Consider the following 21,421-nt stretch of genomic DNA (forward strand, 5'->3'; position numbering starts at 1 on the left):
AGAGAAATTAGCGTCGGACAACCCGTGCATCAAACCCACGAGCTTTCAGAGCATTACTAAGACTTTCTGCCTCATAACGATTACTATAGTTGCCGGCATTCACAAAAGTACCGAGACGAGTGCGATCTTGTTTTGCCCCGGAAACAATTGAGCGGACAGAACCCAAAGTATTCTCATTATCTCTAACGGGAATGACTACTTGGTAGGGTTTTGAGCTGCTAGAGGGGGCAGGACTCGGCTGTTGCGCAACGGGTGCCGGAGAAGGAGACACATTGGATGGTGGCGGCGTTGCAGGTGTCGGAACGGGAGATGCTGTAGCTGTTACTCCACCAGAAGGAGCAGGTTGGGGAGATGTTGTGGGCGTAGGAGCCGCTGCAATCAATTCAGAATTATTCAGACGAATTAAAGCAGTACAGGTCGCAGGGCCAACCATGCCATCGGGGTCAAGATTATTCGTTCTCTGAAAACTTTTCAGTGCAATTTCTGTAAGCTCACCAAATTGACCATCGGCGGGGCCAGCATCAAAACCATTGTTAGTTAAGGTTTGCTGGAGTGCTTTAACATTGTCGCCCTGAGAACCACGACTCATTGTCGTGCAGGCGGTCGCAGCAAAAACAGGGCTTATTGGGATATTCGTGACGATAACATTACCGAACAGTACGAGACAAAGGCTCAATACACGGCTAAAAAGTTTGGGGTGATACCAGCAGCTTAGATATGTTTTATTGCGGCGGGTGACAGGGTTCAAAGCAGCTGAATTGTTTCCGTAATTAGGCTTCATGGCAACGTCGGTTCAGATAAAGTTAGGCAGCGGTAGATTTTTTATCCTAAGAGTTGCCTTAATATTACGACGATTTATGGAGACTGCGGGATAAATGCGCCGAGGGTCTTTACATTTGCGTTTTTGAGAGAGGGATTTAGGTCAGGTTCATCATCCATATTGCGCCGCCATAAATTTTGTAAGCCATTGGCCGCAATGGTGAGATACAGCACATCTCCAGGGTTTAAGGTGTGGTCGAGTAAAGGCCAGCCATGAATATTTTCACCAGCAGATTCAGCATAGAGCGGCACAAAATTAATGGCGATCGCCGCATCGCGAACCACCTGACCACAGAAGGGATGGATATTGGTGATGTTTGTCGCAAGGGCAACCCAGAGGAGATCATCGGTCATCCCATTACCTAGAATGCGACCACCAAGGGCAGCCGCAGCAAAGGAATGGGTGGAGAGTTCGGTGGGAGAAAGGACAAGATCAAAGTCGAAAACTTCTTGGGCTGATTGCGCAAAATTTGCGTCTTGAATTCTGACAATGACGGAGAGATCTGGGCGAATAGCCTTGGCACTGAGGGCAATCTCAACGTTGGTCATGTCTTGGCTTGTCGCAGCGATTAAAGCTTCAGCACGGCTAATATAGGCATCGTGTAAACTGTCTCCGACGCTAGCATCGGTAATAATTACAGGAATACCAAGGGCGCGGGCACTATTTAAAAAGCGGTTTTTATGGTCATCTTCAAGAACGACAACATCATGGCCTTGCTGGTGCAACTGACGGGCGATCGCCATGCCCATGCCCCCAAGCCCACAAATTACAAAATGATTTTGGTTAGGAATTTTTGTTGCATCCCAAAATTGTCGGATCCGACTACCGAGAATAAAGTCATTTATTAGGGCATAGCAAATCCCGATGACCCCAGCCCCAACGACCATCATGATCGCGGTAAACAGTTTTACCCAGTCAGGTGCGAGTTCAGCAACTTCTTCTTTGCCCCCTGCCCCTGTGATCATCCCCACAGAAAAATACAGAGCATCGACTAAGGACAGATCAAAATTGACGAAAACATAGGTAAAGGTGGCGACACAGATCGTGATTAACAACGCCGTAATCACGAGGGTCATTGGGCGTACATGATGTTGATATTGCCGGAGATTGGCGATCGCCTTCAGGATTTTACGGAAGATGGAGCCACGCTTACTTTTAACTGTTGGCGGTGTCCCTAAAATAAGATGATCGCCCACTTGCAGCTGTTTGCCAGCAACAACGGCTGACACCAGATCTTCCTCACCTTTCGCGGGCAAATAGTGAATTAACATCCGATCTGGATTTTCCCAGAATTCACTCAGAGAATGCCCTAGCCACTCATGATCACGATCGATAACTTCCTCATGGATAGGCCATGTTTTTTCATATAAATTGAGTTGACCGATGGCCTTATTGCCCAGAGCTGCAAACGCAAAAATAGGGGCAGCTAAAGCAGAAACACTCATCGAGACATGCTCTGGCAAAGTCTGATCGAGGCGATCGCCAAGCGTTTGATTGTAGAGACGATTCACAATCCGGAGATGCGGATTTAGGACTTGTGCCTGGGTAAGCACTGCCAGATTTAAAGCATCATCATTATTGGCCAGGACTAGAGCTTGAGCCTCACGGATGCCTGCGTGGATTAATGTCGTTGCTTGGCGCGGATCTCCGACAATGACCGCTTTAGAGTTGAGAGACATTGGGCGATCGCTAATACCAATGACCTCAGCCCCTTGTTGCGAGAGTAGGCGAAAAATCTTGTATCCCGTGCGCCCTAAGCCACAAATGATTATCCTCGGTTGCATGGTACCGTCTGACAACATGAGGCCAGAGCAAAATTATTAGATATTTTGGGTCAAAACTTAAAAACCCAAACTTTACTTACTAATAGTTGAAATCAAGCCGAGCAATTGTAATTAACCTTACAGCTCAAAACATCTTCATATAAAAAAATAGACAAGGTTTCAATCAAGTCTGATCAAAATCATGCCGAAATATCATTAGCCCTACTATCGTTTCACCTTTGAGACAAACAAACACCATGACAAAATAATGATGCACCTTAATATTTTTTGTCAGCAAAAAGACAAATATAAATTGCACGGGTCATCTCAGAGAAAATATCCAATCCATCACTTATGCCCAAGACTTTGAAGAATCAACGTTTCTGCTATTTTTCCAAATAAACACTTTAGTGAAAATTCACTCACCAATCACAAAAAAATGAATAGTTACGCTAGATATCCGTATCTTTACGAGGTGGGGAGGGGGTACTACACCACTTCTCAAGTTGCGTTAAAGCACTTAACTTATAATTGTTTCGACTGAACTGCTTTGGAACTTCTGTTTCCAAATGTTTCACTCCAATCATCAGGATCATGTCATCTCTACCTAACCTTAAATATATGCCACGTCAAATTTTACTTTTTTCTACTATCGCTCTAATTTGTATGGGAATTGCCAATGCTCCTGTTCAATCTGAAGAGAGTCAAGGCAATGGATCTGGTCGCGACGGTTATCCAGAGAAAGTTGTTCCCGGTGGTACATATTTCTACTAAGTTCGAATTCGATTTAGATTAAGTGAAGATTAACTACAAAATGTTATTTGTTTGCGACACTTTCTTTCCCACTTCATCAATTCTGTCGCTTTCACCAAGTTTTTACCGTTTGTTTACTCTCTAACATTTTGTCGCTTTCCTAAAGCTTTTAGGGTTGAGATAGGAAAAAGTCTTTGAACCCAAGGGCACTGAAATTGAATTAGCCCAATCCAAAAAAAAGAAGCACAATTCGTGGGCGCAAGTTTCAGAAAACATAATCTACTCAGAATTAACACCATTGCAATCAGACTCAATTTTCTTAATCTAAAATCCGATAATTATCTTGTGCATTAGTTCCTGATTTTTTAGGTGAATTCTGCAAGATATTGAGGTGTTCAAAAAGAAAAAGAGATAAGTTTTTCAGAAAAATGAGTCTGATTAGATATTATTGCGAAGCCCACAGGATGCAGCATAGGCGATCGCAATGGCATCGACACTGTCATCGATGGGCATATTTTCGATATTAAAAATTGATTGCACCATCAGCGCAACTTCGCGTTTATCGGCTTTTGCATTACCGATATGGCATTTCCAGCTGGATTGGTGTAGGAAAATTGGTTCGATATCCCGCTCTCTCAAACTCACCATATTTAGAACCCCGACTCCTTGTAAGACTCCCCCTGCTGCTTTAATTTGACGACTGAAGAAAGGCATTTCTACGGCGATCGCCTCGGGTTGAAATTCATTGAGCAGTTCGCTGTAATCCTGTTCGATTTCGAGGAGGCGACGGGGAGTGGATAGGGCTTTGTCGGTTTCAATGGTGCCGAATTCGAGAATATCGGGAATCGTTCCCCCTGTTTCATCGAGGACAGCCCAACCAATAATTGCTAATCCGGGGTCAATGCCTAGCCATCGCATATAGAAAGCCCTAAAAATTTCGCCAATATTTGCACTCTGATCATAGATTTCTGGGGAACTTGCGCTCAATTTCGAAATGAGACTGCCCAAATCGTTACAATCACTGCATTGATGATTTTGTTTGTTTTGTGTGCAGAGGGCGAAAACTATGGCATTTATTTTGACGTTTTTGGGCAAAGGTGGGGTCGGTTGTTCCACGGTGGCGATCGCCGCAGCGAAGAAGTTTGCCAGCGAAGGATCACGGGTATTACTCGTCGGTCAGGATCCTAGTCCAGCATGGGGTTTGCCATTGGGCATTGAACCAAGTTCTGAACCTCAAAGTATTGGTGCCAATTTGTCAGCAGTGCAAATTATGACTGTGGCGGCCCTCGAAAATGGTTGGGAAGAGGTGAAGTCCATTGAAGCGAAATATCTGCGATCGCCAACGCTTAAAAACGTTTATGGTCAAGAGTTGGGCATTTTACCGGGGATGGATGGTGCAGTTGCTCTGAAGCAAATTTGGGATTACGACAAAAGCGGCAATTATGATGTCATCGTTTATGACGGTGACGGCGATCTCAATACTTTGAGACTGTTGGGTACGCCCGAAATTGGCAGTTGGTATGTCCGTCGATTCAGAGAAGTGTTTAAACAATCTGATCTCGGTCGTGCCATTTCTCCCTTTGTGCAACCGGTCACCAGCGCTATTCTCAATGTGTCTTGGACAATGGATACTTTTGGGGATGAGCCTACCAATGAAGCGAATCAAATCCTCGACGAAGGTAAAAAGGTGATCGCCGATCCCGCGAAATTTGCCGCTTATCTTGTGACCAATGGCAGTGCTGCATCTATCGCAAAAGCGAAATATCTTTGGGGGAGTGCCCAGCAAGTTAATGTGACCATCGGCGGCGTTGTGTTCAACCAAAGCGACAATAGCGATGCTCTCGGCGATAATTTTGCGCCCCTATCGATCAGTACATTGCCAAAAGCGAATGAAGGGGATTGGGAAACTTTGCAAAGTAATCTACCAGACTTTAAACAGGCGATCACCGCACCGAAGCCCTTGATTATTGACAGTTCTGCTCGCCAAGTGAAAGTCTTTTTACCCACATTCGACAAAAAACAAGTGAAGCTGACCCAGTACGGCACAGAAATCACCATCGAGGCAGGCGACCAAAGACGTAATATTTTGTTGCCACCTCCCCTTAAAGGTGCTCCCGTGAAAGGCGCGAAATTCCAAGATCAATATCTGATCATTTCCCTCTAAAAGTTTGGGGAGATACGGTAAAAATCTGAATGCCAAAAATCTAAATTCTGAGTCTCAGCACTAAATTTAGACTTTTAACGTGAGTTCGGGATAAGAACAACAGGAAAAAAGTCTTTCCCAATCTGGGTTTGAGGCTTCTTGATTCTTTATTGAGCAACGATTATTTTATGCAATATTGTATTGATTGAGCTCAATCAATACAATATTTTCAATTAGAATGCTTTATTGCGAATCAGTACATAGATGAAATTCCAAACAAACTCTTGATTTATAGGAGTTTCAGGCTAACTTGTCGGGATTTCATCCTAATTCCTTAACCCGAACTCACATACTTTTAGCAAATCCTTGAATCGTTCGGTTATTTCTCTTTATCTCAGCTGATTTGGGGCTCTAATCTAACGTGAGTTCGGGATAAGGAATAAAGGTGCTAATCAAGCTGAAGAGAAGGTTTCTTGGGCTGATAACAATAGGCAATGAGGCAACACAGCAAGTTGACAAAAAAATTGGCAGGACTGCGGTGGCGGGAATGCTCAATCTGAGACATATTCTTCAGTTGGTCAATGACTGTCTCAATTAAAGCTCGCTTACGAGCCAGCACTTTGTCACGCCAAAGCATCAGGTGATTCTTCATATTGCGACGAGGCTTAGCTAGAAGCCTCACATCATATTCTTCTTGTAAATACTGTGCCAGAGCTTGAGAGACGTAACCTTTATCTGCAAAGACTTTGCCGTATAACCCTTTCAAAAGCTCCACTACCGGCTTTCTGTCATCAATGTTGCCAGGCGTGATTTTGAAATTGAGTAATTCTCCACATTCTCGATATGGTGCGACGACTCACATCACCCGCTGCCATTTCTGCCTGGGTTTTATCTGGATGCTGTTGCACAAAGCTTTTGAATGCTTCCCAGTCTGTGATTTTGTGACCCGAGCCTTTCTGATACCCTGTTTTGGCGCTGTAAAACTTCCTGTTTGCTCTAGTCGTTGTATCCAGAGATAAAGGCTATTAAGGCCAAGACCGAACATTTCACAGACATCTTTTTGCGGGATACCTAGTGCTATCGCAGCAAGGGCTTGACATTGTAGGTCATCACTATCAGCAACTGGTATTTTAATCTAGATACAGACTTCTCTCCTCATTCTAAAACTATCTGGCCACTGCTATATGTTATTCAAAGTCTCTGGAAATGTTAGAGTACTTGATTCGATTACTGATTCATTACCTCAAATCCGAAGATGTTCCTGTCCCCCAAGGCTCATAGATTCATACTTCTAGTCTGCAACGCCCAAAATTTAAATGACGCACATTTATTTTATCTGCCATAACTCTTTATGAAGCAGATGATGATTCAGGCATGATTTTCTACAATGCTTTAGAATCTATTGGTTTTTTGAACCATTCATGAAAAAAAATTTTGCTGTTGGGATTAGTATCGTTGCAGGTTGGCCCATCATGCTAGCTCTTCAGGTACAGGCGCAAACCCTAATTCCAGATAATAGCCTCGGTTCCGATAGCTCTACATTTTCCCAAGTGAGTGCCATTCGCCAAGAAGTCAGTGGAGGAGCCCTTAGAAATAATCTTCTACTCCACAGCTTTCAGGAATTTAATGTACCTGAATTCAAAGAAGTTTATTTCACAAACCCCAATACCGTTGAATATATATTCACCCGTGTCACAGGTGTCAATACTTCCGTAATCGACGGAACCTTAGGGATTTTAGGCAATGCAAATTTGTTTCTCATCAATCCCAACGGTATAAATTTTGGAGAGAATGCAAGCCTTGATATCTCTGGTTCATTTTTGGCTTCCACAGCACAAGAGATTTTAACTCAAGAGTCGTCTTTTACAAATATCAATGCAGCCATCAAAGATACGCTGCTGACAGTAAATCCTGAAGCACTATTTAGTAATGGACTCAGGAATTATTTAGGTGATGTCACAAATCAAGGTGATTTAGCCGTTGGTATTGGTCAATCATTAACACTTCAGGGAAATAATCTATTCCATCAGGGGTTACTGACTACAGAAACAGGAAGCGTCAACTTATTAGGAAATAATGTCTTTCTGAATGATGGTGAAATCAATGTTTCTGGAAAAAATGGTGGTGAAATCTATCTATTTGGAGCAAATATCGTTGATGTTTTAGAGCATTCGAGTTTGGATGCATCCGGGCAAGTGAATGGGGGATTTATTGAGACTTCTGCTCCCACCGTCAATGTAATGGGTTTCATCAATACTCATGGAGAAACTGGATTAACAGGGACATGGTTGCTCGATCCAGTAGATATTAATATTGATGCATCTTTAGCGAATACTATTAGCACCAAACTCAACACAAATAATGTCGAAATTTCTACTGCTATTGGGATAGATAGTGCCGGTGACATCACTCTAGATGCAACAGTTTCCAATCTGAGTAGTAATTCTTTAACGCTGACTGGGAGAAGATTTACTCGGAATTCTGGCAATTTTAATCTCGGCGGAGATTTGATTTTTAATCTTAATCAAGTTAACCCAGAAACAAATACACCCTCAAGTTCAATTAATGCTGCAATTTCATCAATTGGTATGGTGCAAGGCGATCGCCTTATTCGGTTGGGGAATGGCACTTTTGCCGGAGAAACACTCAATATCAACAGAGATATCACGATTGAGGCTTTGAATCCTGCTGTTCTTATGACAGATGATAATAGAGTTGTGATAGACGTTACTCCAACGGTGTTTCTCGATGGAGAAGACACTCGACAAGTCGTTAATATCACTAGCGCAAGTGCTAACTTTAACGATATCGGGATTAGACAAGGAAACGCAATTGATGGGGGAGGTATTGCAAATGATTTTGGCACAGTAACTCTCACCAACTCCTTTGTCTCTGATAATTCCGCTCAGGATGATGGAGGAGGTATTGTTAATGATTCTGGAAATATCATCCTTACCAATTCCATAGTTTCTAATAATTCCGCTAACGATAATGCTGGAGGTATTGACAATACTTCTGGAACAGTAACTCTCAATAATTCTTCCATCTCTAATAATTCTTCCAAAGACAATGGTGGAGGAATCGATAATTCTTCCGGAACAGTAACCCTTACTAATTCCTCAATTTCAGGGAATTCTGCTGATGCTAACAATGCTTTTGGAGGAGGGATTGCCAATGCTTCTGGAACAGTTGTCTCAAGCAATTCCAATATCTCTGGGAATTCTGCTATTTACGCAGGAGGGATATTTAATAGAAATAATGGAATAGTTACCTTAACGACTTCTGTCGTCTCAAATAATTCTGCTCATTCTATAGGTGCAGGTATTTATAACCGTGGAACAGTAGCAATTACAAACTCTACTATTTCTGGGAATTCTGCGTCTGGGGGAGGGGGCATCCATAATGGTACGACTGGAATAGCCACTCTCACAAACTCCATTGTCTCCGAGAATTCTGCTTCTGGAGGGGGAGGGGGGATTAACAATAGAGGCACATTAACCCTTACGACATCAACAGTCTCTAATAATTTCGTTAATGCCTACAATTCTTCTGGAGGAGGAATCGACAATATTTTTGGAACAGTAACCATTACAGACTCTACTGTTTCTAATAATTCCAGTGGTTTTATTGGAGGAGGCATTTTCAATGGGTTCTTCGGAACAGTAACCCTAACTGATTCAATTGTCTCTGGAAATTTTGCGAATGAGGATGGAGGAGGCATTATCAATATTTATGGAGAAGTGACTCTCTCCAATTCCACAATCACTGGTAATACTGCCAATGTTAGTGGGGGCGGGATTTATAACAATGAAACAATCACCCTAGCTAATTCCACTGTCTCTGATAATTCTGCTAGTTTTGGGGGAGGGATTTTTAATCGTTACATAGTGAATCTTACTGATTCTACGGTCTCTGGCAACTCTTCTTCAAATGGAGGGGGAATTTTCAATGCTTATTATTCAACAGTAGATCTTGCTGACTCCACAATCTCTGGCAACTCTTCTTTAGACGGCGGAGGTATTTTTAATTCTGGAGAAGTTACGCTCAGTAATAGTGTATTTCAGGAAAACACAGATACGGATATTACTAATGATTCTGATGGCATTGTTACCTTAATAGGCGATCATATATTTAAGGCTTTTACTGAGGAAGGCGGAATATTTAAAACTCAAGGAAGAGTATCAATAAATGATAATTTATCTTTTACTTTAGTAAATACAAATTTGATTGTCAGCTCTCCTTTTGAGCTCAATGCTCTCCAATTAAATTTTGAAGACTCATTTATTGATACATCTAGTTTTATCGATGGAGAATTAAACTTCACTGCTACAGATATAATGAATTTTCATGGCGTCATTATCCGTAGTAACAGCAATAACTTAAGCCTTAATCTACAGAGTCCATCAGTTGCTTTTCTGAATAGTGATATTACTACTTCTAATTCAGAGAGTGGGGTATCAGGTGTTCTTAATATAAATAGTAGTGGAAATATAACTCTCGATAATAGCCGTTTATTCACTACCTCTGAACCTGGCTCAACAGCTTCGGGGGGTGATATTAATTTTAAAGCCAATCAACTCAATTTAACGAATTTCTCTCTGATTGATACCAGTACCTATAGTGAAGGTAATGCTGGCAATGTAGACATTATTTCAGATAACCTTTTTTTGGAAGATAATAGTATTGTCCGTTCTTTAACTACAAATAGTGGTGATGCAGGAAATATCAGCTTAGATATAGTTGGAGATGTGATCCTCAATAACCGTAGCGTGATTAGTACGGCTGCTACGGCAACCTCAATAGGAAATAGTGGCGATATAAAGATCGGTTCAGTCGTCAATCCAGCGAATACTTTGATTTTAACTAATGGCTCACAGTTACAGGCATTAACAGAAGGAAATGGAAATGCAGGAGACATAGATATTTATATAGAGAACGATGTTGTTATTGATGGATTTAGTGAATTAGATTTAGGTGATAAACCGTTAACGTTTACTAATATAGAAACTTCTGCTCCTACTCAAATTTTGGAACAACCTAGTAATGAAAATATTGCTAGTGCTCAATTCCTGACAGATTCGGATTTTCAGATTAATAATCCTAATAATGCTAATGGTAATGTCGAATTTTCTACTCGTATTCCCTATTCATCTATTCAAGCTACTGGAGATGATAATACAGTAGATATTTATGCGTTTGAAGTCACAGCCGGGACGAATATTATTTTTGATATAGATGCTGAGGCTATTCTGTTTTTTTATGAGGATGAAAATGAGGAAGACTTCACTGAATTTATCCAGCCAAATTTGAAACTCACTCTACTAGATAGCAATGGTGATCTTCTATTAGATAGCAATAATAACCCGATTGGCAATGATGATTCTTTTATTGGACTTGGTGGTAGTGGCAGTAGTAATAACTTTGATCCTTATTTACGGCATACTTTTGCTGAAACAGGTACATATTATCTTAGAGTAGCAGGTACTGATGATAATGCGATTAGGAGTGTAGCTGATCGCAATTCACTTAACATTAATGATCCTCTTACTACGATATTTAATGTCTCACCGCAAGATAGAGATCTTAGTAGGATTAGTGACTTTAAAGTTAGTTCAATAGATGATCCTACTGACAGTGACTTCGACAGTTTTGAACTAAGGTTAGAAGACATAGGCGGTAATCCCAGAGGAGTTATTTTTGTTCCTAATGAAAATCAAATACAATACGACCTTAATATCTCAGTTGAAACGCCTCTAATTGAGGGTTTGGGTGGTAGTGTAAGTGATCCTACTTTTCCTTCTGGGATTCTTACTAGTACTTCAGGTCAAGGTAGTGCGGGTGAAGTCAATCTCCACAGTGCTACTTTACAAATTAATGAAGGTGGTGAAATTTCAGCCAAAACATCAGGGGCTGGGGATGGCGGAACTTTAAATATTAATAGTTCCCAATTTATTGACTTAGGGGATGGCTTTCAGCATTTTGAGCCTGTGATTACAGTTGAAACGAGTAATGCTGGTCGAGCTGGCGATATCAACATCAATACGCCTAATTTTCGACTAGCAGAAACAGCTCGTATTACAGCGACAGCGACAGAAACAGCGACAAATCTAGATGGTGGCGGCAGTATCAATATTAATGCTGATGTTATGGATCTGGCTGGAACGGTGGGCATTTTTGCAGAGACTCAAGGGCGATCGCCAGCAGGATCATTAAGACTTCAACCTTTCCAACAAAGTCTCGATCTAGATATTAATCTTTTTACTGATTCTCAGATTTCAGCTTCGACTTCTGGTATTGGTGATGGCGGAGATTTGGTGATTGCAGCTCCTCGTAATATCGAGATTCGCGGTGCGGGAAGTTTATCTGCGTCTACGTCTGGAGCAGGAAAAGGCGGTACGGTCAGAATTACTAGTGAAAATCTTACTTTGGCAGATGGCGTGACTATCTCTACTGCGTCGACAAATACTGGTGATGCTGGTGATGTTGTGTTTGAAATTGCCGAGAATTTAATTTTGCAAGATAGTTTTGTCTTAGCGAATACGACACCTGAGTCGACTGGAGATGGCGGCACGATTGATATTGATCCTCTCTTTACTTTGCTGGACAATTCGACAGTTGCAGTAAGTAATTTAGGAACTGGTGCGGGAGGAAATATTCTACTAGTTTCTGATATTTTAGAGCTTCGAAATGGTTCTAATATCAGTGCCGAAACATTAAACGCTTTTGGTGGCAATATTAGTCTGGATGTACCTACATTCTTATTGATGAGAAATGCCAGCAATATTACTGCTAGTGCAGGAACTGTTGATTCCGTTGGCAATGGTGGCAATATTGATATCGTGACGCCATTTTTGGTGGCATTTCCCAATCAAGATAGTAATATCACTGCGAATGCTTTTCGTGGTAGTGGCGGCAATATTAATATCGCCACAAATCGATTATTTGGGATTGCTTTTACGGGTGAAAATATTCCTGTTCGGAATGATATTACAGTTAGTTCTGTATTTGGGACAGACGGTATTGTGACACTTAATGAAGGATTTGATTCGACCTCTGGAGTGGCTAAATTGCCGGAGGATTTGAATGATCCAAGAGACCAAATTGATGAAAGTTGCGAGATAAAAAATCGCAATACATTTAGTGTCATAGGTCGTGGGGGTTTACCGAACCAAGAGGCTGAAATTCTGTCTGACGAGCTCTTCTGGACTGATTTTAGGCGTGGTAATTCAATGCAAACACCTGTTGCTATCCCTGAATCATCTAACCTTTCTCTCCCAATGAAAAGATTGGCGATCGCCCAAGGATTTGAAAGACTTCCTAATGGATCGATTCAACTTGTTGCGGCTGGCAGCCCGGTGACTATCCAAGCTGAGCAAGAGCTTCCGAGCCACCCGAGTTGTGTTCGGGCAATGCATTAAATCAAATTTTCTGTTGCTCCGATGATTAAAATCCATAGCTGTGCGAAGATCTAAGCTGATTGATTTTGCACGAGATTTTCATGACTAAGCCTCTGTTACTACTTATTGATGGACATTCCTTGGCGTTTCGCTGTTACTACGCCTTTTCGAAGTCCAGAAATGGGGCTTTGCGGACATCTACGGGAATTCCCACGAGTATCTGTTTTGGGTTTCTCAATGCTCTCGAACGGGTGATCGAAAATCAAAAACCGACCAGTGTGGCGATCGCCTTCGACCTTCCCAAACCCACTTTCCGTCATGAAGCCGACGAAAACTATAAAGCCAATCGCAGTGAGACTCCCGATGATTTTGTACCGGACTATCTCAATCTTCGGGACCTACTTACTAGCCTCAATGTCACCCAGGTAACCGCCGAAGGATATGAAGCCGACGATGTGCTGGCAACCCTTGCCCACCAAGCGAGTGAAGCTGGACAACAAGTTAAAATTCTCACGGGCGATCGCGACCTATTTCAGCTCGTCAATCCCGAAAAAAGTACCAGTATTCTTTACTTGGATACCCGAGGCGTGAGAAGCGGCGCTTACCAAGAATTTGACCCAGAAGCTGTCGAAGAAAAATTAGGCGTTCTGCCCGAACAAGTTATTGATTTTAAAGCTCTTGCCGGAGATTCATCCGATAACTATAAAGGCGTAAAAGGTATCGGCGAAAAGACTGCCATTAAACTCATAAAAGAATTCGGTACTCTCGATAATATCTATGCGAATCTCGACAATATTAAAGGTGCAACAAAAAAGAAACTTATTGAAGATAAAGAGAGTGCCTATCATTGCCAAAAGCTAGCAAGAATTTCTCTCGAAGCCCCCTTTGATATTCCTTTGGTTGATCTCAATCTTAAAGGCTTCGAAGTTGATAAAGCTGTCGAAATTTTAACTAAACTCGAACTGAAAAAATTTATCCAAGGAATTGGGAAACTCCAGCAAACATTCGGTGCAGAGAAAATTGAAATTCCGAAGCCTACAGCAGTCAATCTCGATAATAGTCAAGTTAATGCTGTAGGCAATGAACAGCTTTCAATTTTTGCGAGTCCAGCAGTGGAAATTCCTGAATCGAAGCCTCCTGAACCGGCTATTACTGAAGAATTTTTAAAGCCGTCAATTATTGATACAGCTGAGAAACTAGATGAATTAGTTGAGCTTCTTAAAACTAAAACTGACCCCAATGATCCGATTGCATGGGATACGGAAACGACTGGTCTAGATCCGCGTGAAGTGGATTTAGTTGGTATTGGTTGTGGTTGGGGTGTAGAGCCGACAGATGTTGCCTATATTCCTATTGCTCATACAACTGGTGAGCAATTATCACGCGAGAAAATCTACCAAGCACTCCAGCCGATTCTAGCGAGTGACAAGTATCCCAAAGTTTTTCAAAACGCTAAATTTGACCGCGCAATTTTTAATCACCAAGGACTAGATTTAAATGGCGTTGTCTTCGATACGATGTTAGCAAGTTATGTCCTCCACCCCGAGTCAAAACACAACCTTACAGATTTGAGTTTACGGTATATTGGTAATATTGTTGCCAAGAGTTATAAGGATTTAGGGTTAACTAAAAAACAAACGATCGCCGATCTCGATATTCCTACTGCTGCAGACTATTGTGGATTAGATGTTTATACGACCTATGCTTTATTTGAAAAGTTAAAAAATGAGTTAGATAAAGTTGAGGATGTTGATAAATTACTCCGCGAAGTTGAACTGCCTTTAGAACCTGTTTTGTGCCAGATGGAAAGCGATGGTATTCGCATTGATCTGGGTTATCTTAAAGAATTGTCGGATGAGCTTGGTGCAGATTTAGATGATATTGAAGACCGTGCTTATAACGCGGCTGATGAGCGATTTAATCTGAACTCTCCTAAACAACTTGGTGAGATTTTATTTGATAAATTAGGGTTGAATACGAAGAAAACTAGAAAGACGAAAACTGGTGCCTATTCAACGAATCAATCTGTTCTCGAAAAACTCCAAGGTGATCATCCGATTATTGATTATATTCTTGAATATCGAACGCTAGCGAAACTGAAATCGACATATGTTGATGCTTTGCCGACTCTCGTAAGCAAGAAAACAGGATGTGTTCACACAGATTTCAATCAAACAATTACTTCGACAGGACGACTATCTTCATCTAATCCAAATTTACAAAATATTCCGGTTCGAACCGAGTTTTCAAAGCGAATTCGTAAAGCTTTTATTCCTAGAGATGGCTGGATTTTGGCAGCTGCGGATTATTCTCAAATTGAACTCAGAATTCTCACTCATCTGAGTCAAGAGCCAACATTATTAAATGCCTACAATACTGGTGAAGATGTTCACCGTATCACTGCTCAGCTTATCTTTGAAAAAGATACTCCTGAGGAAGTGACAACTGAAGAAAGGCGACTGGGTAAAATTATTAACTTTGGTGTGATTTATGGTATGGGCTCCCAAAGATTTGCCCGAGAGGCAGGTGTCCCAAAATCTCAAAGTAAGGAATTTATCGAGCGTTATCATGAGCGTTATTCGAAGGTTTTTGAATATCTTGAGCTTGTAAAAAAACAGGCGATCGCCCAGGGATATGTCACAACAATTTTGAACCGTCGCCGTAACTTTAATTTTGCCAGTCCCTCACTCCAAGCTTTAAAAGGTAGTGATGCCCAAGCGATTGATATAGAAACACTCCAGAAAAATCGCAAGATCAATTACAACGATATTCAAGCTTTGCGAGCAGCAGCAAATGCTCCGATTCAAGGTTCTAGTGCTGACATTATTAAAGTCGCAATGATTCAAATTCAGGAATTGTTGAAGAATTACGAAGCGAAATTATTGTTGCAAGTGCATGATGAATTGGTTTTTGAAATGCCACCAGAAGAGTGGGACGAACTACAAGAAAAAATCAAATCAACTATGGAAAATGCGGTGAGTTTATCAATTCCTCTAGTCGTCGAAATTAACCGTGGTGCGAACTGGATGGAAGCAAAATAACGATGGCACAAACAGATGTTTATGGTTGGCTCGACAAGTCCTTAACGACGATCAAAAAAGCAAATTGGTATCGCCAAACTAAGGCGATCGCCGGGAAAGCGGGAGCAGTTGTCGAACTCAATGGGCGGCAGGTTGTCAATTTTGCCAGTAACGATTATTTAGGATTGGCAGGGGATGACCGACTAATTAACGCCGCAATTGCCGCCACTAAAGAATTTGGCACTGGCAGCACTGGCTCCCGTCTCACCAGTGGACATCGAGAATTACATCGGGAATTAGAACAGGCGATCGCCACCCTGAAACAAACCGAAGATGCTCTCGTTTTTAGTTCTGGTTATCTCGCTAATCTCGGCACAATCTCCGCTATTGTCAATAAACGCGATGTGATTTTTGGCGACCAATATAATCATTCCAGTCTCAAAAATGGCGCAAAACTTAGTAGCGCAACCTGCTTTGACTTTCCCCATAATGACGTCGAAACTCTGCGAGAACAGCTGACTGAACATCGAGCTAAATATCGTCGTTGTCTAATTACAGCGGATAGTGTGTTTAGTATGGATGGCGATCTATGTCCCTTGCCGCAACTGATCGTACTTGCGGAAGAGTTTAATGCGATGCTCCTCGTCGATGAAGCCCATGCTACAGGTGTTTTGGGAACAACTGGTGCAGGTGTAACAGCATATTTTAATTGCACTGGTAAACCAATTATTCAGATTGGCACTCTCAGTAAAGCATTAGGCAGTTTGGGGGGATATGTTGCTGCTCCAGCAAAACTAATTGATTTTCTACGCAATCGCGCTGCCACATGGATTTACACAACGGGACTTTCTCCCGCTGATACCGCTGCGGCGATCGCCGCTATTGAGATTATCCAAACAGAACCCCAACGGCGACAACAACTTTGGCAAAACATTAATCAATTAAAACGAGCACTTGGGCACGCAGAAATTGTATCGTCCGAATCAGCGATTTTATGTTTTGGTTTAGAGGATTCTGAGCAAGCTTTAAACTTAGGTGATTTACTGCTAGCAAAAGGTTTTTTCGTGCCAGCAATTCGCCCACCGACGGTACCTACAAGCCGGATTCGAGTATCGGTAATGGCAACTCATACTCCACAACAAATGAGAGAGTTGATCAACCTATTACAAGCAAACTTAACTATCGATTAAGATTGATTTTTTCTTAACTATCGATTAAGATTGATTTTTTTGAAATTATTCTTGAATATTTAATGCTTCTCTTTCCGCCTGCCAGACTTCCTCTGGAATCCGATAGCTCACCGTGCCATTTTCATTTAAGGTGAGCTCGACGCCCAGTGCTTCCAACTCACTCAGCGCTCGCTGACGCGTCACATTATCGCGAGCACTACTTAATAGTGTCACCCACGCAGTAACCTGTGCCCTAACACTTCGAGGATCTCGCACTAAAAAAGCTGCCGTATCTTTCGAACGTAAAGCTGCATCCCGGCTCATGGGGTCATCATGATAACCAGCCCATTCTGCAGCACTGAGATAAGACTTAATGGCATTGTCGATATCTCCCAAAAATAAATGCTCGTCAATCGCTTTCATACGCCACAGAAATGGGGAGCCTTCTGGCTCTAATGGAGTCATCTCCGCTAAGCCCTTTTCTAAAATTTCAACGGTGCGTTCTGGTGTACCTGCAAAGAGGGAGCTACTACCTGAGAGATAAAAATAACTTTCGATAAACCAAGGATCTTGCTCAACGATTACATCAAAAAAATCGGCACTCATCCGATAATCGCCCATTTCACGGGCTTCTGTGTCACCAAAATATTGTAAAAATCGTAAAAAAGCCCAGTCTCCTAATAAATTATCAAAGCCAAAGGCCGGAGCTTTTCGCCAAATCTCGATATTTGTTTTTTCTGTTTCTGCTTGGCGGGCAACTATTTCAGGAGTTAATGTGCCGCTACCCTGAATGCTTTCTAGTCTGGATTGCTGTAATAGAGCGATCGCCGTGCAGCAGGATAGGGCGAGAGCGGCTAATCCGAGACCTTTCAGTTGACCTAAACGTTGAATACTAAGCGCCATAATCACCAAAACTGTGCCGAACTATCTTTCAAAATTTTAGTCTGTTTACTCAAAATTCTCTATTGTCGCCGAATTTTATCGAGTATTTATTCTTTTGTGGAAAGGCTTCATTCAATTCGCTTCTGGAAATATTGACCCCTAAACATGCGAAAACCTACTCAGGGGGAGTAGGTTCAACATTTGAATTTAACTAACAAAAAAGATTTACCAGACAACAAATTGAGGTTTATACGAACTCAGTTAGTGCTTCTCAAGAGTTTGCCTAACAGGCGATGATCATAGCTCGTTTATCCAGTACCGTTAGGCGGTATAACCGAGTCTATCTCAAAAAATTTACGTAATGAGTAGGACTACCGAGTGAGACTGAATTAGGAGGTACACTTATCAATCTCTCTGATGGATAAGAGCTGTTTCAAAACCCTTATTTGTACCTTATGTATAAGTTATCAGAGATATCAGGAAGGGCTATCTATTCTTTACGTCTCTTAATGTTCTTTTGATGTGATGTCTGGGAATGTCAGTTTTACATTCTGTCGAGTACTTCAATGCCTAGTAGGGATAGACCGAGTTTTAGAGTTCTCGCTGTAGTATCTGCGAGGATGAGTCGAGATGTGCGGCGATCGCCTTCCGCTTTGAGAATGGGGCAAGCTTCATAGAATTGGTTAAACTTTCGGCTCAGCTCATAGAGATATTCACAGAGACGGTTAGGCATTAGCTCCCGTTCGACTACCTCTAAAACTTCCCCAAGCTGGAAAATATGTTTCGCGAGGGTAAGCTCCGCTGGCTCCGACAAAATAATTGGAGTGTCAGTGGGCAAATTCGCTAAATCAATGCCGCCCTGACGACTGACCCCCTGAACCCGCACATAGGCATAGAGCATGTAGGGTGCGGTGTTACCTTGTAGCGTAAGCATTTTATCGAAGCTAAAAATATAGTTGCTAGTGCGGTTTTGGCTAAGGTCTGCGTATTTCACTGCCCCAATGCCCACAACTTTTGCGACTTGCTCGATAAATTCTGGGGATTCTTGACTATCGTATTCTTGAAGCCGTTTTTCGATATCTGCACGGGAACGAACCACTGCTTCATTGAGGAGATCTTTGAGCTTGATAGTTTCGCCGGAACGGGTTTTCAATTTTTTGCCGTCTTCACCCTGCACCAAACCGAAAGGCACATGCACGGCTTCCACATCATCAGTTAAAAACTCAGCACGCTTTGCAACTTGAAAAACTTGGGCGAAATGTCCCGCTTGGCCGGAGTCGGTGACATAAACAATACGCTCTGCACCATCTTCTTTAATCCGATATCGAATCGCTGCTAAATCTGTCGTGGCATAGTTAAACCCACCATCGGACTTTTGCACAATCAGCGGCAGGCGATCGCCGTCCTTATTTTTGAATCCTTCGAGGAAGACACATTGCGCGCCAGCATCCTTTTCGAGGAGACCCACTTTTTTGAGATCAGTCACCACATCGGCAAGGTAGGGATTGTAAAAAGATTCACCCCGTTCTGTAATTTTGATGTCAAGGATGTCATAAATTTTCTGAAATTCGCGGCGAGATTGATCACATAGCAATTGCCAAGCTTGATTACTTTCTTCATCACCAGATTGGAGAGCAACAACCTGTTTCCTTGAGTTTTCTTTGAATTCCTCGTCGTCGTCAAATCGAATTTTTGCTTTTTTATAAAATGCCACCAAATCGCCAATATCAAGAGCATCTGCTTGGGTGAGGGCATCGGGATAGGCTTCGCGGAGATAAGTGATCAACATCCCGAATTGTGTGCCCCAATCTCCGACATGATTGAGGCGGACAACATCTTGTCCACGAAACTCTAGAACCCGCGCAATCGAGTCGCCAATAATAGTTGACCGTAAATGCCCAACGTGCATTTCCTTCGCAATATTCGGGCTAGAAAAATCAACAATGACTTTCTGAGGATCTGTCGTTTTATCAATGCCAAGGCGATCGCTCTGTTGTAGTTCTTTTAGGAGTATTTCTAGGTAGCTAGGCTTGAGAGTGAAATTGATGAACCCAGGTCCTGCAATCGTTGGCGCTTCACAAAGATCAGCAACATCAAGGGCATCAATAATCTCTTGGGCAATGACCCGAGGATTTTTCTTTAATATTTTGGTGAGCGACAAAGCCACATTGGATTGATAATCTCCAAACTTTGGATTACTAGCTTGTACAACCAGTGGATCTGTATCTTTATACTCTTCACCAAAGGCTTTTGCCAAAGCAGCAGAATTTGCATTTTTGAGTTGAGATAGTATCGATTGCATAATTGATTAGTAGTGAAGAATACAAATATTATTTTGAATACAACAGTTTTTACAACGAGGATTAGAGACAGAAACTTTTTTTTCTAAACCACATTCATGACAGTACTTTTGCTTTTTTGATTTACTCTCGAGTTGACTCCACTGTAAATAGCATATGGGGCAAAAGGGACGAGACGGTCTGAAGAGAATACTTTTATAACATCTGATACAGAAAGCATTCTTGGCCGCTCTAATTTTTTCTTGTGGTTTAAGTTGACTTCGCAGAACAACGATAGTGTTCTCAATGAATTGGCAATCTAGCGCTGCATTAAAAATTGATGATGTCTCACAGTAAGCATCTTTGTAAAGTTTTCTATGTTTTTTTTGATTAATTAAAATCCCCGTATCGTGAGTGTCTTGCTCATACACTCTGGATAAATCCATAGAAGTAATAAGCATATTATTTCTATTGAAATAGCATCTGGAGTGCAGCTTCTCTAAATACTTGATTCGCAAATTTTTTAGTTTACTGAGAAGCTCTGATTCCGATGGATTGAGGTGGTTTTGACTAAAGATAATTAACGTTTTAACTCCTCTTCTATCTGCATCTTGTAGCCTCACAAGAAGTGCCTGTGAAAGCTTTAAATAGGGAGAAAGAAAAACAATATTTTTTTTTGCCTCGGTAACGATTCGCTCAATATGATACGAAGTGCCTGAAGTGGTGAGGAATTGAGGCATAGCTTTTTTCTACATCTTAGTCTTGAATATATTCTTCGCCGCTGAGAAGTGCCATTTCTGCCCGAACAAATTCTCTGCCCAAATATAGAGCATGGTCAAACATTGAAATAGGGCAAGGATCGGCTTCTTCTGTGATCTTCATGCCAAGTTCTTTTGCGGTGCGACCTGTATAAACAGTTGTGTGCGATCGCCCCAAATCTCCTTTACAGGATAAAACTTCGCCAGTCTCTGGATCTGTTGCTAAACCCTGATCATTGATCGCATTTGTAAAATGTTTCGCGCAAATTAACCCCTGCTCTCGGTCGAGATAGATGAGGAAATAACCGTCGGGATCGAGGTCAATGTGACGGTTGGAATATTCGTTATCGAGGGCAGTTAAAGCTTCAGTGGAGACTGTCATTGGTTTTTGATAGTTGCATTTCGGCACAGTCATTCAGTATATCCCACCATCTAGT

At 41.8% G+C, this 21,421-nt stretch carries 12 protein-coding genes and 2 pseudogenes; 6 read left to right on the plus strand and 8 right to left on the minus strand.

Annotation, left to right across the window (positions count from 1 at the left end; genetic code table 11):
• Window positions 1-7: 7 nt before the first annotated feature.
• Both LEPTO7376_RS17820 and LEPTO7376_RS17825 read right to left on the minus strand, forming a co-directional pair.
• Entirely contained in the window at window positions 8-781 is a 774-nt protein-coding gene (locus LEPTO7376_RS17820; protein ID WP_015135503.1) for a peptidoglycan-binding protein, read from the minus strand.
• Window positions 782-855: 74 nt separating this feature from the next.
• On the minus strand, window positions 856-2,604 hold the full coding sequence (locus tag LEPTO7376_RS17825; RefSeq protein ID WP_041763957.1) for a TrkA family potassium uptake protein: 1,749 nt from the start codon (window positions 2,602-2,604) through the stop codon (window positions 856-858).
• Between the two features lie 600 nt (window positions 2,605-3,204).
• Between LEPTO7376_RS17825 and LEPTO7376_RS26560 the strand changes: the two genes are divergently transcribed.
• A complete protein-coding gene (locus tag LEPTO7376_RS26560) occupies window positions 3,205-3,357 on the plus strand; it encodes a hypothetical protein (protein ID WP_216700254.1) in 153 nt (50 codons plus the stop codon).
• Window positions 3,358-3,774: 417 nt separating this feature from the next.
• Here the strand turns inward: LEPTO7376_RS26560 and LEPTO7376_RS17830 are convergent, their stop codons facing one another.
• Window positions 3,775-4,254, minus strand: coding sequence for a crossover junction endodeoxyribonuclease RuvC (locus LEPTO7376_RS17830; RefSeq protein ID WP_015135506.1), 480 nt, complete (start codon window positions 4,252-4,254; stop codon window positions 3,775-3,777).
• 148 nt (window positions 4,255-4,402) lie between these two features.
• Here LEPTO7376_RS17830 and LEPTO7376_RS17835 point away from each other — a divergent pair, with 148 nt between their 5' ends.
• Window positions 4,403-5,500: an ArsA family ATPase gene (locus LEPTO7376_RS17835; RefSeq protein ID WP_015135507.1), complete on the plus strand. Its 1,098-nt coding sequence runs from the start codon at window positions 4,403-4,405 to the stop codon at window positions 5,498-5,500.
• Window positions 5,501-5,927: 427 nt separating this feature from the next.
• Here the strand turns inward: LEPTO7376_RS17835 and LEPTO7376_RS17840 are convergent.
• Window positions 5,928-6,311 (minus strand): annotated as a pseudogene (locus LEPTO7376_RS17840) (transposase); the annotation flags it as partial.
• A 350-nt stretch (window positions 6,312-6,661) separates the two neighbouring features.
• Here LEPTO7376_RS17840 and LEPTO7376_RS26565 point away from each other — a divergent pair.
• From LEPTO7376_RS26565 to bioF, 4 genes and pseudogenes are all read left to right on the plus strand, one after another.
• Window positions 6,662-6,760: pseudogene (locus LEPTO7376_RS26565) on the plus strand (IS1 family transposase); the annotation flags it as partial.
• A 140-nt stretch (window positions 6,761-6,900) separates the two neighbouring features.
• Window positions 6,901-12,897, plus strand: a complete 5,997-nt coding sequence (locus tag LEPTO7376_RS17850; protein ID WP_015135508.1) for a filamentous hemagglutinin N-terminal domain-containing protein — start codon at window positions 6,901-6,903, stop codon at window positions 12,895-12,897.
• Between the two features lie 80 nt (window positions 12,898-12,977).
• Entirely contained in the window at window positions 12,978-15,917 is a 2,940-nt protein-coding gene (polA, locus tag LEPTO7376_RS17855) for a DNA polymerase I (protein ID WP_015135509.1), read from the plus strand.
• A gap of 2 nt (window positions 15,918-15,919) precedes the next feature.
• On the plus strand, window positions 15,920-17,086 hold the full coding sequence (bioF, locus tag LEPTO7376_RS17860; RefSeq protein ID WP_015135510.1) for an 8-amino-7-oxononanoate synthase: 1,167 nt from the start codon (window positions 15,920-15,922) through the stop codon (window positions 17,084-17,086).
• A gap of 45 nt (window positions 17,087-17,131) precedes the next feature.
• On the opposite strand, the gene LEPTO7376_RS17865 is transcribed toward bioF, so the two are convergent.
• From LEPTO7376_RS17865 to LEPTO7376_RS17880, 4 genes are all read right to left on the minus strand, one after another.
• On the minus strand, window positions 17,132-17,968 hold the full coding sequence (locus LEPTO7376_RS17865) for a hypothetical protein (RefSeq protein ID WP_015135511.1): 837 nt from the start codon (window positions 17,966-17,968) through the stop codon (window positions 17,132-17,134).
• A 523-nt stretch (window positions 17,969-18,491) separates the two neighbouring features.
• On the minus strand, window positions 18,492-20,249 hold the full coding sequence (gene argS / locus LEPTO7376_RS17870; RefSeq protein WP_015135512.1) for an arginine--tRNA ligase: 1,758 nt from the start codon (window positions 20,247-20,249) through the stop codon (window positions 18,492-18,494).
• A 6-nt stretch (window positions 20,250-20,255) separates the two neighbouring features.
• Window positions 20,256-20,966, minus strand: a complete 711-nt coding sequence (locus LEPTO7376_RS17875) for a phospholipase D-like domain-containing protein (protein ID WP_015135513.1) — start codon at window positions 20,964-20,966, stop codon at window positions 20,256-20,258.
• Between the two features lie 16 nt (window positions 20,967-20,982).
• A complete protein-coding gene (locus tag LEPTO7376_RS17880) occupies window positions 20,983-21,399 on the minus strand; it encodes a DUF4346 domain-containing protein (RefSeq protein WP_015135514.1) in 417 nt (138 codons plus the stop codon).
• Window positions 21,400-21,421: the final 22 nt, after the last annotated feature.

The sequence above is a fragment of the [Leptolyngbya] sp. PCC 7376 genome (genome assembly GCF_000316605.1).
Classification (GTDB): domain Bacteria; phylum Cyanobacteriota; class Cyanobacteriia; order Cyanobacteriales; family MRBY01; genus MRBY01.